This is a genomic window from Gammaproteobacteria bacterium (ex Lamellibrachia satsuma), from assembly GCA_019623805.1.
Classification (GTDB): Bacteria; Pseudomonadota; Gammaproteobacteria; order Chromatiales; family Chromatiaceae; genus QGON01.
Genome location: CP053680.1, coordinates 2,504,388 through 2,519,465, shown reverse-complemented (window position 1 = coordinate 2,519,465; position 15,078 = coordinate 2,504,388). Strand labels below are relative to the sequence as shown.

Here is a 15,078-nt window from a genome sequence, read left to right as displayed (position 1 = left end):
TCAGTGGATGGCCGAAACAGAAAAGACTGTGTCGAAATAGAGCACCGGGTCAGCCGCCTGTATCGCCACCTCTTCAAGCCAAGCCCCAAGCGGCCCCATAAACAGCATGCCCGCAATCAGCAATGCGGAGAGCAGAAAAGTCGTACCGAGATTCAACCAGCCGTGATCGCTGGTGACCGCCACACTATTATCCCCGGCCGGTTGGAACAGGTTCATCACCACCCGGAACAGATAGTTGGCTTCGATCACAATCGACAGCAACACCACCCCGAGGGCAACCTGGTAGATCACTGACTGCTGTGCCGCAAGACCGGTAAAGAGGAGAAACTTTGCCCAGAAGCCGGGCAGCGGAGGCATCCCCACCAGAGAGAGCGCAAGCAACACAAACATCCCGCCGGCAACGGGAGAGGCGAGTCCGGCTCCCCGCAAACCCGCCAGCGAGCCCCGCCAGCGCTCGGCCAGCAGGAACAGCGCGGGCTTGACCAGCAGGTGGTGCAGCGAGAGTGCCAGACCTGCAAACAGACCGGTTTCACCGGGAATGGAGAAGGCAATAAAGATGACCCCCAACTGTCCGATGGACGAGAAGGCCAGCATGCGATTCATATCCTTCGCCCGCCAGGCAGCCAATTCGCCACTGATCGTTCCCAACAGTCCCAGTATCAGCATCAGCTGCAACGCAGATTCCTGTTGAAACAGCAGCACCAGCAGGCGCACGATCACCAACACCGCCAGCTTGGAGACCAGTCCCGCCAATAATCCAGACACCCGGCTCGAAGCGGCAGCGTAGACCTCCGGCACCCAGCTGTTGACCGGAAAGAGTTCACCCTTCACCCCGACACCCAACAGAATCAAGGCAAAGGCAGACATTCCCAGGGGGGTATTCAGGGTCTCCGGAGCCAACTGGGAGAGTTGCGCCAGATTCAGGGTACCGCTCTGAAGATAGACAATTGCGATGCCGCAAAGCGCCAGTACGCTGCCCAGGCCACTGAGGATCAGGTAGCGCAGACTGGCGGCAAATGATGCGCCACTGCGGGTGGCCGCCGCCAGACCAAAGGAGGCAACCGAGATCAGCTCATAGAAGACATAGATATTGAACAGATCGCCGGAGAGCGCCAGACCGCAGGCGGATGCTGCGAGCAGCAGCGTCAAGGCGTATTGGCGCGGTTCCGTTTCATTCCGCCAGGGCCACAACAGCAGGCTCGTCACCAGCGTCAGAAAAGTGAACAGCAGGCTCAGCTGGTCCACATAGAAATTGATCCCCAGCGGTGGTTGAAAACCACCCAGCGCAACGGAGTAAGGCTTGCCCTCCATTCCCAGCCAAATCTGCAGGGTCAGCAGGATGGCATAGGCAAGGGTGAGCGGCCCCAGCAGCCGCCCAAGCAACGGAGAGACCCGCGACAAAGCCGGAACGACGAATGCTGCAAGCAGGGGCAACACCACGGTCAGCACAATCGTGTTCATCTGCCGTCACCCTCAGCCGCAGGCAGAGGCCGCCCGCCCACCGGTTCTTCCAGACTCAGCGGCAGCGGCGTTCCCGCCTCTCCTGCCAGATCGGCACTCATGCGCCGTTGCAGCTCCCTGATATCCAGGGTTTTATAGGCTCCGTAGGCGCGTAGCGTCAGACTCAACGCCAGTGCCTGTACGCCGACACCGATCACGATCGAGGTAAGCACCATCGCCTGAGGCACAGGATCAACCATGGTTGGCGTTGCACCACCGCCGCTAATAATCGGCGCAATGGCCTCCCAACGAAAACCGGAGAGCACCAGCAGAAGATTGGCGCCCGCCTCGGCAATCACCAACGCCAGGATGATGCGAAACAGATGGTGCGACAGCACAATGCCGGCAATCCCGATCACCACCAGACCGATGGCCCCGGCATACAGCACCGTTCCTATCTCGATCGGCATCATGGCTCATCAACCTCTACATCCGCGAGACGGGCCATCAATCCGGCCAGTTCCGCCCCCACCTTGAGACCCACCGCCAGATAGAGCAGCGGCAGGGTTCCGGCAGAGACCAGTTCACCCAATACGCCGTTATCCAGCAGTGGCTGGAGAAACTCGCCGCCCTGCAGCAGGGCTGCCAAACCCGTCAGGATAAAGACCGCTCCGGCCCCACCCTCCACAATGCTGAGTCCGGCATGATTGACCGGGGTCTCAGGACGCGCCAGAAGCGGCAGAAAAAATGCGGCCGCGAGTATTACGCCTCCCTGGAAACCACCACCAGGGGTAAGATGACCGTGCAGGATGATATAGAAACCCACCACCAACATCAGTGGGAAGAGCAGCGCGACACCACTGCGCAGTATAAAACCGCCGGGGGGATCGCGGCGTACATCGGTCCTGCGCCTGCCTAACACCAGACCCGCCGCAACCGAGGCGGCAAACAGTATCGATATCTCCCCCAGGGTATCGATGCCGCGATAGCCGAGCACCACCGCAGTCACGATGTTGGCCGCACCCACCCGGTCCGGCGCATCCGTCAGAATACCCTGCCCGACGATCATGGGTGCCTGGGCAAAATCAAACTGATTGAAGATGACCAACAGCAGAAAGGCCAGTCCGCCGACAAAGACCAGGGCTGCCAGATTACGCATCTTTCACTCGCCCCAGTCCAAGGCGACGCAAGGCCAGCGCCAGGATCACACTACTGAGACCTGCGCCAACTGCAGCCTCCGTCATCGCCACATCCGGCGCCCTCAACAATACGAACAGCACCGAGAGCAGCAGCGAGACCAGGGATGCAGCAGCCACCGCCGCAATATGATTACGCACCAGCAGCACTGTCACCGCTGCGACCAACATCATGATGACAATCAACGCAGCCACCCAGATCATGCCGACTTATCCTCTTGAGGGGCTTTCAGGGCCTGTGGATCCGAAGCGGCTCGCTGCCAGGACTGAATCCCTGCCAAGTGGATGGCACGGGCGATTGAGGACGAACCCACTGGATTGGTGAAAAGGATAAAACCGGCGATGACCAGCAGCTTGGCCCACCATTCAGGGTAGAGCAATCCTATTCCCAGAATGAATGATAGCGCGCCCAGTGTAACTGCCTTGGTACCTGCCTGGATGCGGTTATAGGTGTCCGGCATGCGCAGCAATCCCAACGCACTCAACAAGGCAAACGCCGCACCAATCAGAAGAAACAGATCCGCCAGCAATCTCATTGACGGCCTCCCTCAATTGTTCTTGCCAGCGCAACCACACCGACGAAGGCAAGAATGCCGTAGATCAGCGCCACATAGAGATAGAGGGCACTGCCGAACCAGGCCGCAAGACCAGTCAGACCGGCGGTGATGATTACGGAAATCGTATCGGCACTGACAATGCGGTCAGGCGCTGTGGGGCCGAGAACCAGACGCAACAGACCCAGCAGAACAGCAACACCAAGCATTGCTGCAACGATCAGTTCCAGTGAATTGAGTGTCATCGCAGAAAACCACCCAGGTGACGTTCAAATCCTGCCGCAATCTCTCGTGTCGCTGCCTCGAGATCAACACCGGGAGAGGCATCCACCCAATGGACCAGGATACGATTGCCTTTAACATCGACAGAGAGCGTACCGGGTGTCAGGGTGATGCTGTTGGCCAGCATCAGGCGGCCCAGGGTTGAGCGCAATCCGGTCTCTACCGCCACCATGCTGGGATTGATCGGCAGGGAGGGGGAGAGGATTCGGCGCGCCATATCCAGGTTGGCACGTATCAACGCAACAAAAAAATAGCCGAGATAGCGCAGCAGATGAAGCGGTGCATCGATACGCAGTTTCACCCCGCCGAAAATCAGCAGATGGGGCGCAGACACCAGCGTCACGACAAGAGAGACCAGGCCGCCTAATATCAGCTCATGTCGTGAAAGCTCACCCACCAGCAACAACCAGAGCAGATAGACCGTGGCAAATATGAACAGATAGTGCGGCAGAGTGAGAGGGGGTTCCCTGGAAATGTTATCCATTATCTATCTTTGCTGTAACTAAGCCCGACGACCGTGTACAAGAAACATAATAGCAGGTATAGATGAACACAAGATGACACAGATCAGCCGCAACACCTGAAACCTGCCCCGCCAGTTGCTCGATTATATCGGCGAACAGATTGAATACCTGCGCCACCCACCAGTCACTGCTCAATGCTTGTATAGCGACCTCCAGGAGAGATAATTTAGTTAGCGCAAAAAAAAGCCCCGCGCCTCACGGCGCAGGGCATTTCCAGCTCTATTGAGCAGGGAGGTTGGAGAGGCTTACATCATGCCGCCCATACCGCCCATACCACCCATACCGCCCATACCACCCATGTCGGGAGCAGGTGCAGCAGCATCCTGAGGCTCTTCGGCTACCATGCACTCGGTGGTGATCATGAGACCGGCCACGGAAGCGGCGTTCTGCAGTGCGGCACGGGTCACTTTGGTGGGATCCAGGATACCCATCTCGACGACGTCGCCGTACTCATCGGTCCCGGCATTGAAACCGAAGTTGCCTTCACCCTCTCGCACCCTGTTCAGTACAACAGAGGGCTCGCCACCGGCATTGGCCACGATCTGACGCAGCGGCTCCTCCATGGAACGGCGGCCGATGGTAATGCCGACATCCTGATCGTGGTTGGCCCCAGACAGATCGCCGAGCGCCTGCAAAGCGCGAACCAGGGCGACGCCGCCGCCGGGGACTATACCCTCTTCCACGGCAGCGCGAGTCGCATGCAGGGCATCTTCGACGCGGGCCTTCTTCTCTTTCATCTCGACTTCGGTGGCTGCACCAACCTTGATCACGGCCACACCGCCTGCCAGCTTGGCAACACGTTCCTGCAGCTTTTCACGATCATAATCAGAGGAGGTATCTTCAATCTGGGCGCGGACCTGCTCGACCCGGGCCTTGATGTCACTCTCGGACCCAGCCCCGTCGATGACAGTGGTCTCTTCCTTGGTGATAAGGATCTTCTTGGCGGAACCCAATTCCTCCAGACCGGCCTTCTCCAGGGAGAGACCAACCTCTTCAGAGATCACGGTGGCGCCGGTCAGGATGGCTATATCCTGCAGCATGGCCTTGCGGCGATCACCGAAGCCAGGCGCCTTAACTGCTGCAACCTTGACGATACCACGCAGATTGTTGACCACCAGAGTCGCCAGCGCCTCGCCTTCCACATCTTCAGCGATGATCAGCAGGGGTTTGCCGGACTTGGCAACCGCTTCCAATGCAGGCAGCAGATCACGGATATTTGAGATCTTTTTGTCGTGCAACAGGATGAAGGGCTCTTCCAGTTCAGCCGACATGTTCTGCTGATTGTTCACGAAGTAGGGGGAGAGGTAACCGCGATCAAACTGCATACCTTCGACCACATCCAGCTCGTTATCCAGGGCGGTGCCCTCTTCCACGGTGATAACGCCTTCCTTGCCGACCTTCTGCATCGCCTCGGCAATGATATCGCCGATATTGGTATCGGAATTGGCGGAGATGGTGCCGACCTGGGCGATCTCCTTGTCGTCGGAACAGGGGCGTGAGATCTCTTTCAACGCTACAACAGCCGCCGTCACGGACTTATCGATACCACGCTTCAGATCCATCGGATTCATACCGGCAGCAACGGCCTTCAGGCCTTCGCGCACCATGGCCTGAGCCAGCACGGTTGCAGTGGTGGTGCCGTCGCCGGCCACATCTGAGGTCTGGGAAGAGACCTCTTTCACCATCTGTGCACCCATATTCTCGAACTTGTCGGTAAGTTCGATCTCTTTGGCCACGGAGACGCCGTCCTTGGTGACGGTGGGAGCGCCGAAGGACTTCTCCAACACCACGTTGCGGCCTTTGGGACCCAGGGTGGTTTTAACAGCGTTGGCCAGGATGTTGACGCCGTTCATCATGCGCGAACGAGCGTCATCACCAAACTTAACTTCTTTTGCAGACATGTTTCTCTGTTCCTAAAAGTAGATATATTTCTAAGTAGCGATCGGTTCCGGCAGCTGGTGCGGATTAACCCTCGATCACACCCATGATGTCTTCTTCGCGCATGACGAGAACCTCGTCACCACCGATCTTGACCTCAGTGCCGGAGTACTTTCCGAACAACACCCTGTCACCAACCTTGACTTCAAGGGGGTACGCCTTGCCTTTTTTGTCGACCTTGCCTTTGCCAACTGCCAGTACCTCACCCTGCATGGGCTTCTCGGCAGCTGAGTCGGGGAGCACGATGCCACCGGGGCTGGTGCGTTCTTCTTCCATACGGCGGACGATCAGACGATCGTGCAGCGGACGAATATTCATCTACTGAATTCTCCTGAATTGGGGTGCAAAATGATTAATCTTCAATTTTCGGGATATGCTTTATTAGCACTCACCCGAACTGAGTGCTAATAATAGGGGCAAAAAACAGAGAGTCAAGGGGAGGCGCACAGGCCTCTAGTGTTTGAGAGCAACATAGGTTGGGTTACGATGCGTGCAAAGCTTCGCGGCAAAACGAAAGTTTGGAGTCATTCGCATCTAACTCAACCTACAAAAAAGGCACATATTCAGGGTCAAGCTGAATAGTTACGATACCTTTACATCCTTAATGGGGTTCCCATCACCCATTTTGATCCTGAAATCCAGCGTCAAAGCAGAAATATCTTATGCTGTAGATTTCCATCGTGAGGAGGATCCATGCCATTATCCCTACATAGAACCGGGTAGCGATATGTCTAAAAGAGAGAAAAAACCTTTTCGCTGGGGCAGATATCTACTGCTTGCCGTCCTCATCCTGACGCTGGCCGTGGTTTTTTTCGCCTATCGCGCCAGCGAGAACCAACCCCTGGTTATTGAGTCACAGCAACTGAATACAGATGCCGCCGTGAGGGTCAAAAAACTGGCTCAGGAGATACGGCATAAGATTCAGTCAGACGACGAAATTGCCAGCATCACTATCACCCAAAAGGATATAAACGGGCTGATCGCCCTGGCTACCCGTGGTATAGGCCGCCTGCACGGTCACGCCAACATCACCCCTTGGGAGGCCCAAGGCTCCTTCTCACTTTTCATACCGGAAAACCCGTTTGGGGACTATCTCAATCTGCAGATCGGGGTTGCTCCATCGGAATATGGCCTGCGCCTCTCACAAGTCAGCGTCGGCAATCTGAAGATTCCAGGCGGTATCGCCATGGGATTCGTGGAAAGCGCGCTCAACCAGTTTATGGGTGAAGCGCTGGGCAGCCGTTTTATCGAGGCAGTGCAGAGCGTGAAGACCGAAGGGGATAAGATCTCGGTCACTTTCAAACCCATTCCCGATATCAAGGCACGCCTGAAAACTGCCGCGCACCGGGTAGCGGAGGTGAGGGATAACCTGAAATTATTGGGCGATCCCAAGCGGGTAAGGGCTTACTACAGCAGACTCTGTGAACTGGATCGGCTCTATAGCCACGACCTAAAAATTTCCGCCATTCAGTACATCGCCCCCACTTTCGAGTTGGTGCATAAACGCACCCAACTCGGCATGTCGGCGCGAAAAGAGAACCGTGCAGCATTACTTGCGATTGGCATCTTTCTCGGCAGCAGCCGTTTTGAACCGCTGATCGGCGACATCCGATCGGTCACAAAGGAGAGTTGCCGCGATGAACCACCGAACGTGGTGTTGGGTGGGCGTCATGACCTGGTGCGGCATGTCTTCGTCAGCTCAACATTGAAGTTAATCACCGACAGCGGCATGAGCTTTGCACTAGGGGAGTACAAGGAGATTCTCGATGCCGACAACCTCGGCAGCGGATTCAGTTTCAGCGACCTGGCCGCCGACCAAGTCGGAATCAAACTCACCGACCAACTCCTCACCTCAAAAGAGAGCGCCCGCCACGCACAGTCTGTGCTGTCGAAAGCGACCGATGAACAGGCCTTCTTTCCGTCGATCGAGGGCCTTCAGGACGGAATCCCTCACACCCGTTTCGAAGCCGAATATGGCAGTCTCGACGACCCGCGCTACCACGCTATGCTTGAGATGATCGGCAAACGAATCGAGGCGCTGCCAGTCTATTCGAAACCGCTTTGATGTATTGATATTACAGACTGCGATCAGCGACGTTCTGGATCATCGTCTTCCCGACGGCATTCACCTTCGATGATCCGGTGAGCCTGCTCTCTATTTTCGGTTTTCGTAGTGGAAACCGGGCGCATGATACCGGCCCCTTTCAGTCCTGCAGTGAGCAGCCAGCGTCTGAGTGGCGGCACCAGAAAGAGGAAACCCACGGCATCGGTGATAAAACCCGGCAACAGCAGCAGAATCCCACACACCAGCAGTACCGCCCCCTCCATCATCTCCAGTGCCGGCACCTCATTGTGGTTCATTGCCTGCTGCACCTTGCCTAAAGTCGAGAATCCCTGCGCACGGACCATCCAACCCCCAAGCAGGGCGGTAAATACCGTCAGAAAGATCGTCGAAAAGGCGCCGATCTGCGAACCCACCTGAATCAGGAAGTAGAGTTCAACCAGAGGAATTCCGACAAACAGCAGGAGGAAAAGAAAGAGAGGATTCATGCCTGCTCCCCCGCTTTGCGTCTGGCGCGCTTAGCCTTGATCACGCGTACGGTATCCCCGATCATGCCACCCACCGAACCCCAGAAAGCACCCAACAGGGCGCTTAAAAAAAGCGGCTTTTCAGCTAGCTGGGCAAGCAGCGGGTAAGACCAGGACGCTGCAACTGACGGCAGACTGAGTCCCACCATCAAAGCCCCAAGAAACCCTGCCAACAACCCATGCAGAATTCCGGCCTCCTCTGCGTTGCGGGCAGTAACCAGCCCCACTGCTATCCAGAGCGAGGTGGCTGTAAGGATCTGCGGCCCTGTCGCAGTTTGGGCACCAACGAGGATACCCAGCAGAATCAGGCTGAAGGTGAGAACGACGAGCAGCAGAACGCCAAATAGAATTGCACTATATTTCATCCAGCGCAGCTTACCCTTAGGTGGCTATCGGATTCAACGCTGCAATAGAAGCCCTGATTAATTGTCATTGTCGAACTTAGTGAAAAATTTCATACCTCAAAACAGTTTTGGACTCTGTAGTTCGAGATCTCTCCTTACGGTCGAGATGACAATAACCCAATTAATCAGCGCTTCCATAAAGAGCCTCTGAATGCACATCTGGAGACTGATCCTCTAATGGAGTATCTTTCCCCAATGCCGACGAAACTGCTTCTGGTCCACTGCACCGTCCCCGACCACCAGACTGGTGTCCGGCTTGCCCAATCCCTGGTTTCCCAAGGTCTGGCAGCCTGCGTCAACATCACAGCACCTGTCACATCGGTCTACCGATGGGAGGACAAGCTGGAATCGGCGAATGAACACCTGCTGTTGATCAAGACCACAAAACAACATTATGACGCACTGGAAGCACAAATCCGGGCACAACATCCCTATGAACTTCCAGAGATCATTGCAGTCCCTGTAGAACAGGGCCTCAATGGTTACCTCGACTGGGTGGAAAAATGCACAACAACAAATTCCTGATTTCACTGTCTCTTTTATTTGCGAGCCTGGCACTTCTGCTGACCAATGCCAATGCAAATGAGGAGCCGCCGCCACCGGATCAGGTTTTCCCGATCCAGGTAACAACCGACGGCCCGGACCATCTGCTGGTGAAGTGGAACATCGCAGACGGTTACTACCTGTATCGGGACAAGATTCGCTTTGAAACCGACGCCGTCGGCATCGAACTCGATGAGCCGGAACTGCCTACGGCAAAACTCAAACACGACGAGTTCTTCGGCGACCTCCACGTCTATCGCGGCCCCGTCACTGTTCGCTTACCCATCAAACGCGGCCAGGGTTCTCCGGACACGCTCAATCTGCAAGCCCGCTCCCAGGGCTGCGCCGACCAGGGCATCTGCTACCCGCCACACCTCCAGGAGGTCCAGCTCAAGCTTGAACCGATGTTGATTGCCGGCGACCCCCTGACCACCAGCGCCAACCGCACTTCAAGTCTGATCGACAACAGCACCCCACTCTTTGCCAACGATGAAGGAGAGCTGCTCGCACCGGAAAAGGCCTATAAACTGGTGGTAACGGTGGAGGACGGCACTCATCTGCGCCTGCTATGGAGCATCGCCGACGGCACCTACCTCTATTACGACAAGATCAAGCTGCAACTGACCGACAATGACAATGTGGTGCTGGGAAGTTACACCCTGCCGGAACCGGAGATCAAAAAAGACACCATTACTCCAGAGGGCAAGATCGGCGATGTGCCGGTCTACCACGATGGCATCGACCTCTCCCTGCCGCTGATTCGCGGCAGTAGTACCGCCGAAAGCGTCACCCTTGAGGTTGCTTACCAGGGCTGTGCCGAAATCGGGGTCTGTTATCCGCCAATACGCAAAACTTTCGATCTCGCGCTGCCGACCCTCGCCTCAACCGCAGTAGCCACCCCGGTGCAGGCGGCAAGCATGTCGCCCCCAACCACCACAGCTGAGAACCAGCCGGTTTCTGAACTGGACGAGATAGCTGCCACCCTTGAGGGCAGCAGCACACTGGTGGTGGTCGGGGTCTTCTTCATGCTGGGGCTGGGACTCGCCTTTACTCCCTGCATCTTTCCCATGATCCCGATCCTCTCCGGCATCATCGCCGGACAGGGTAAGCACATCACCACCCGCAAGGCGCTCACCCTATCAGTGGTCTATGTGCTGGCCATGGCGCTCACCTATACTGCGGCCGGAGTGCTGGCCGGACTGTTTGGAGAAAATCTGCAGGCCGCTTTCCAGAATCCCTGGATCCTCAGCATCTTCGCTCTGGTCTTCGTCCTGCTCGCCCTCTCCATGTTCGGTTTCTATGAACTGCAGCTGCCCAGCAGCCTGCAGAGCAAACTCACCGACGTCAGCAACAAACAGCAGGGGGGCTCCCTCACCGGCGTCGCCATCATGGGTTTTCTCTCAGCCCTGATCGTCGGTCCCTGTGTTGCGCCGCCCCTGGCGGGTGCATTGATCTATATCGGTCAAACCGGCGACGCCGTACTCGGTGGCCTGGCCCTGTTCGCCCTGAGCCTCGGCATGGGCGCACCACTGATCGCCATCGGCGCCTCTGCAGGCAAGCTGCTGCCAAGAGCCGGAAGCTGGATGGATGCGGTCAAGGCGGTCTTTGGCGTCGCCATGTTGGGTGTCGCCATCATCATGCTGGAACGCATCATTCCAGCGGACATCGCCATGTTCCTCTGGGGCATGCTGCTGGTCGTCTCCGCCATCTACATGGGCGCCCTGCGTCACCTGGAGATCGAGGCGGGTGGCTGGCAAAAACTCTGGAAAGGGCTCGGCGTGGTCTTTTTGATCTACGGCGCACTGATGCTGGTCGGCGCCGCCGCCGGTGGCAAGGATACCCTGCAGCCACTACGCAACCTGGGCTTTGGCAGCAGCGGCGGGCAGGCAGCCCACGAACTGACCTTCAAACGCATCAAGAACCTGGACGATCTGCAACGGGAGGTCAGCGTCGCCAGCACCGCGGGCAAATCAGTGATGCTCGATTTCTACGCCGACTGGTGCATCTCATGCAAGGAGATGGAGAAGTACACCTTCTCCGACCCTGAGGTAATATCTGCGCTGAAGGATACCGTCCTGCTGCAGGCAGATGTCACCGCCAATGACGAACAGGACAAAGCGTTGCTGCAGGGACATTTCGGCCTGCCGGGACCACCGGCCATTTTCTTCTACGGCAGTGACGGCAGGGAACGCAAGGCCTATCGGGTCGTCGGCTATCAAGAGGCTGAGGTGTTTGCCGCCCACGTCAGGAATGCCGTCCGGTGATTAAAAGGGTCCTGCAGATCCTCCTGATCGGATCCCTGCTTGCTGGTGTCTGGTTCGCTGGTCACGTGATAAATTCAAAGCACAGCCATGCAGACAGGACCAGTACATCTTCACCGATTGCCAGTTTACCGGCATACAGACTGGTTGATCTGGCAGGCAAGGCCCACCACACCAGTCAATGGTCCGATAAGGTGGTGATTCTCAACTTTTGGGCTTCATGGTGCCCGCCCTGTCAAGCTGAGATGCCGGCCCTCTCCGATCTTCAGGATGAGTGGGGCCATCACGGCCTGCAGATACTGGGCATCGCCATCGACAAAGTGGATGACGCTAAGACATTTAGCGTTTCACACCCGGTCAGCTATCCGCTCTTCAGAGGCGGTATGACAGAGGCCAAACTCTCCAGGCGCATGGGCAACCGACTACTTGAACTCCCATTCACTGCCGCCTTCAGGCGTGATGGTCAACTCATCTTTGTCCAGGCAGGCGCAATTTCGGCCGCAAGCCTGCGCAAGCATATCGAGCCCCTACTCTAGTGAGACTGTCGGATTTAACACTGTTTGGCTGCAAATCCCTGGATGGCGATCAACTCAGCTTATCGAACTCGTTAAATAGGTCCACTATTCGCCTCGTTCGATAAACTGATTTGATTCGCCCCCAGTGATTTTCGCTTCAAACGGATAAACCCGACAGTCTCCTAGATCATTGGGACAGCCCCGCAAAAAATGTCAGCAGGAGAGAGAATTGCTCAAGTCTGCCACCTCAAATTGTAACGATCATGGCGAATTCTGCATTGAAACTGGACAAAACCCCCAGGATCTTGCAAAATCGGCTCGTCATTCACGGAACCATCCCGAACCACCGACTAGCGCGGTGGGCCATAGCTTCGGCGAGGTTCTTAAATCTCCGCCTTCCAGCCCCGGATTTTCAATACCATGGCGACCATTCTGGTACTCAACGGCCCCAACCTGAACCTGCTGGGTACTCGTGAGCCGGAGCACTATGGACGCGACACCCTCGATGATATCCGTACTCGACTGGAACAGCAGGCGGAAAGCGCCGGACACCGGCTGAACTTTCACCAAAGCAATGCAGAACATGAACTGGTGGATTGGATTCACGAGGCTTACAAGGAAGGGACCGAGTTCATCCTTATCAACCCAGCCGCGTTTACACACACCAGCATCGCCCTGCGGGACGCCTTTGCGGGCACCAGGATCCCTTTCATCGAAGTACATCTCTCGAACGTACATGCCAGGGAACCGTTCCGCACCCACTCCTACCTTTCAGATATTGCTGTCGGCACCATCGCCGGACTCGGCGCCCAGGGATATGAACTTGCCCTGCAGGCCGCCATCCACCGCTTAGACCACAGCGACAACTGACGAGATCGACAACCATGGATATCCGCAAAGTAAAGAAACTGATCGAACTGCTCGAAGAGTCCGATATCGCAGAAATTGAGATTCATGAGGGAGAGGAGTCGGTTCGCATCAGCCGCCAGAGCTCCTTTCCCGCAGCATTTGCACCTATGCCCGCCGCACAGCCGGCGGTTGCCGCAACACCAGCCCCTGCAGCAGCCCCGCCAGCTGAAGAAGCACCGGAAGAGATTCAGGGCCACGCCGTGAAGTCTCCCATGGTCGGCACTTTCTATCGCTCCCCCTCACCAGGCAGCAAATCCTTCGTGGAGGAGGGCCAGCAGGTGGCAGTCGGTGACACCCTCTGCATCATCGAGGCGATGAAGATCCTCAACCAGATAGAGTGTGACAAGGCCGGTACGGTCAAAAAGATCCTCGTTGAGAACGGCCAGCCGGTCGAATACAACGAACCCCTGTTCATCATAGACTGAGCGCAGCCATGATAGACAAGATCGTTATCGCCAATCGCGGCGAGATAGCACTGCGTATCCTGCGCGCCTGTAAAGAGCTGGACATCAAAACTGTTGCCGTGCACTCAGAGGCAGACCGGGATCTGAAACACGTCCTGCTGGCCGACGAGTCAGTCTGCATCGGTCCGGCGCCTTCGGCTGAGAGTTACCTCAACATCCCGGCACTGATCAGTGCCGCCGAGGTCACCGACTCCATGGCGATTCACCCCGGTTACGGTTTTCTCTCCGAGAATGCCGACTTCGCCGAGCGGGTGGAGAACTCCGGCTTCATCTTCATCGGCCCCACCGCCGACACCATCCGCATCATGGGAGACAAGGTGGCCGCCATCGCGGCGATGAAGAAGGCAGGGGTACCAACCGTACCCGGTTCCGACGGCCCGCTGGATGGCGATGCCGCCCGCACCAAACGACTGGCCAAAGAGATCGGCTACCCGGTGATCATCAAAGCCTCAGGTGGCGGTGGTGGGCGTGGCATGCGGGTGGTTCACTCCGAAGCAAGCCTGCTCAACTCGGTGGCCATGACCAAGGCAGAAGCTGTGGCGGCCTTCGGCAACGGCACGCTCTACATGGAGAAGTTCCTGGAAAACCCCCGTCATGTGGAGTTCCAGGTGCTGGCAGACACTCACGGCAACGCAGTGCATCTGGGGGAGCGCGACTGCTCCATGCAACGCCGCCATCAGAAGGTGGTTGAAGAGGCTCCCGCCCCCGGCATCACCCCTGAACAGCGCGCAGAAGTGGGGGGGCGCTGCGCCGAGGCCTGCCGCCAGATCGGTTATCGCGGTGCCGGCACCTTCGAGTTCCTTTTCGAGGACGGTGAGTTCTATTTCATCGAGATGAACACCCGCGTACAGGTTGAGCACCCGGTCACCGAAATGGTCACCGGTATCGACATCCTGCGGGAACAGATCAAGATCGCAGCCGGTGAACCCCTCAGTTTTACCCAGGATGACGTCACCATCAGAGGGCATGCAGTAGAGTGTCGGCTCAACGCGGAAGATCCGGTCAACTTCATGCCGAGTCCAGGCACCATCACCCAACTGCATATCCCCGGCGGCATGGGCGTACGTTTTGAAAGCCACATCTATAACGGTTACCGGGTGCCGCCCCACTACGATTCGATGATCGGCAAATTGATCACTCACGGTGATACCCGTGACTCGGCTATCGCCCGCATGCGCATTGCCCTGAGCGAGATGGTAATCGGCGGCATCAAGTGCAACATACCGTTACAGCAGGAGATCATGAAGGACGCCGCATTCCAGGCCGGTGGCGCCAACATCCACTACCTGGAAAAGAAGCTTGGGCTTTAAGGTGACAGGTGACAGGTGACAGGTGACAGGTGACAGGTGACAGCGGAATTATTTTGGGAGCATTTTTCGTGTCAAGAAGAAATTATCATATTTTTCATTACGCCACACGGGGAGAGGAACTCAAAACGATCCTGATACCTGTAACCTGG

18 protein-coding genes are annotated in these 15,078 nt (G+C 56.8%); 7 read left to right on the top strand and 11 right to left on the bottom strand.

The genetic code is table 11. The features are described 5' to 3' along the window. The 9 genes from HPY30_10965 to HPY30_10925 all read right to left on the bottom strand — a co-directional run bounded on the left by HPY30_10965 (position 1) and on the right by HPY30_10925 (position 6,252). Complete coding sequence (locus HPY30_10965; protein ID QYZ66469.1) at positions 1–1,461, bottom strand: NADH-quinone oxidoreductase subunit J; 1,461 nt, start codon at positions 1,459–1,461, stop codon at positions 1–3. Beyond that, positions 1,458–1,913, bottom strand: a complete 456-nt coding sequence (locus HPY30_10960; protein QYZ66468.1) for a Na+/H+ antiporter subunit C — start codon at positions 1,911–1,913, stop codon at positions 1,458–1,460. The genes HPY30_10965 and HPY30_10960 overlap by 4 nt, the downstream gene beginning before the upstream one ends. Next, positions 1,910–2,599, bottom strand: coding sequence for a sodium:proton antiporter (locus tag HPY30_10955; GenBank protein QYZ66467.1), 690 nt, complete (start codon positions 2,597–2,599; stop codon positions 1,910–1,912). The genes HPY30_10960 and HPY30_10955 overlap by 4 nt, the downstream gene beginning before the upstream one ends. After that, positions 2,592–2,840: a DUF4040 domain-containing protein gene (locus HPY30_10950; protein QYZ66466.1), complete on the bottom strand. Its 249-nt coding sequence runs from the start codon at positions 2,838–2,840 to the stop codon at positions 2,592–2,594. Before HPY30_10950 ends, HPY30_10955 begins: the two co-directional genes overlap by 8 nt. Further along, positions 2,837–3,172 carry a Na+/H+ antiporter subunit G gene (locus HPY30_10945; protein ID QYZ66465.1) on the bottom strand — a complete coding sequence of 112 codons (336 nt, stop codon included), beginning with the start codon at positions 3,170–3,172 and terminating at the stop codon, positions 2,837–2,839. Before HPY30_10945 ends, HPY30_10950 begins: the two co-directional genes overlap by 4 nt. Then, on the bottom strand, positions 3,169–3,435 hold the full coding sequence (locus HPY30_10940) for a cation:proton antiporter (GenBank protein ID QYZ66464.1): 267 nt from the start codon (positions 3,433–3,435) through the stop codon (positions 3,169–3,171). Before HPY30_10940 ends, HPY30_10945 begins: the two co-directional genes overlap by 4 nt. Further along, entirely contained in the window at positions 3,432–3,956 is a 525-nt protein-coding gene (locus tag HPY30_10935; GenBank protein QYZ66463.1) for a Na+/H+ antiporter subunit E, read from the bottom strand. Before HPY30_10935 ends, HPY30_10940 begins: the two co-directional genes overlap by 4 nt. Positions 3,957–4,241: 285 nt before the next feature. After that, positions 4,242–5,897 (bottom strand): chaperonin GroEL, encoded by a 1,656-nt coding sequence (gene groL, locus HPY30_10930; protein QYZ66462.1) that lies wholly within the window; start codon positions 5,895–5,897, stop codon positions 4,242–4,244. A gap of 64 nt (positions 5,898–5,961) precedes the next feature. After that, complete coding sequence (locus HPY30_10925) at positions 5,962–6,252, bottom strand: co-chaperone GroES (GenBank protein ID QYZ66461.1); 291 nt, start codon at positions 6,250–6,252, stop codon at positions 5,962–5,964. Between the two features lie 409 nt (positions 6,253–6,661). Between HPY30_10925 and HPY30_10920 the strand changes: the two genes are divergently transcribed. After that, positions 6,662–7,999, top strand: coding sequence for a hypothetical protein (locus tag HPY30_10920; protein QYZ66460.1), 1,338 nt, complete (start codon positions 6,662–6,664; stop codon positions 7,997–7,999). 23 nt (positions 8,000–8,022) lie between these two features. Here HPY30_10920 and HPY30_10915 read toward each other — a convergent pair whose 3' ends face one another. Both HPY30_10915 and HPY30_10910 read right to left on the bottom strand, forming a co-directional pair. Beyond that, a complete protein-coding gene (locus HPY30_10915) occupies positions 8,023–8,484 on the bottom strand; it encodes an FxsA family protein (GenBank protein QYZ66459.1) in 462 nt (153 codons plus the stop codon). Continuing rightward, positions 8,481–8,888, bottom strand: coding sequence for a glyoxalase (locus tag HPY30_10910; GenBank protein QYZ66458.1), 408 nt, complete (start codon positions 8,886–8,888; stop codon positions 8,481–8,483). Before HPY30_10910 ends, HPY30_10915 begins: the two co-directional genes overlap by 4 nt. Before the next feature lie 234 nt (positions 8,889–9,122). Here HPY30_10910 and HPY30_10905 point away from each other — a divergent pair, with 234 nt between their 5' ends. From HPY30_10905 to accC, 6 genes are all read left to right on the top strand, one after another. Beyond that, positions 9,123–9,452, top strand: coding sequence for a divalent-cation tolerance protein CutA (locus HPY30_10905; protein ID QYZ66457.1), 330 nt, complete (start codon positions 9,123–9,125; stop codon positions 9,450–9,452). Next, positions 9,431–11,734: a protein-disulfide reductase DsbD gene (locus tag HPY30_10900; protein ID QYZ66456.1), complete on the top strand. Its 2,304-nt coding sequence runs from the start codon at positions 9,431–9,433 to the stop codon at positions 11,732–11,734. Before HPY30_10905 ends, HPY30_10900 begins: the two co-directional genes overlap by 22 nt. After that, positions 11,731–12,267: a TlpA family protein disulfide reductase gene (locus HPY30_10895; GenBank protein QYZ66455.1), complete on the top strand. Its 537-nt coding sequence runs from the start codon at positions 11,731–11,733 to the stop codon at positions 12,265–12,267. Before HPY30_10900 ends, HPY30_10895 begins: the two co-directional genes overlap by 4 nt. Before the next feature lie 399 nt (positions 12,268–12,666). Further along, positions 12,667–13,116, top strand: coding sequence for a type II 3-dehydroquinate dehydratase (aroQ, locus tag HPY30_10890; GenBank protein ID QYZ66454.1), 450 nt, complete (start codon positions 12,667–12,669; stop codon positions 13,114–13,116). 14 nt (positions 13,117–13,130) lie between these two features. Continuing rightward, complete coding sequence (locus HPY30_10885; protein ID QYZ66453.1) at positions 13,131–13,580, top strand: acetyl-CoA carboxylase biotin carboxyl carrier protein; 450 nt, start codon at positions 13,131–13,133, stop codon at positions 13,578–13,580. An 8-nt stretch (positions 13,581–13,588) separates the two neighbouring features. Beyond that, positions 13,589–14,929 carry an acetyl-CoA carboxylase biotin carboxylase subunit gene (accC, locus tag HPY30_10880; protein ID QYZ66452.1) on the top strand — a complete coding sequence of 447 codons (1,341 nt, stop codon included), beginning with the start codon at positions 13,589–13,591 and terminating at the stop codon, positions 14,927–14,929. Positions 14,930–15,078 lie beyond the last annotated feature (149 nt).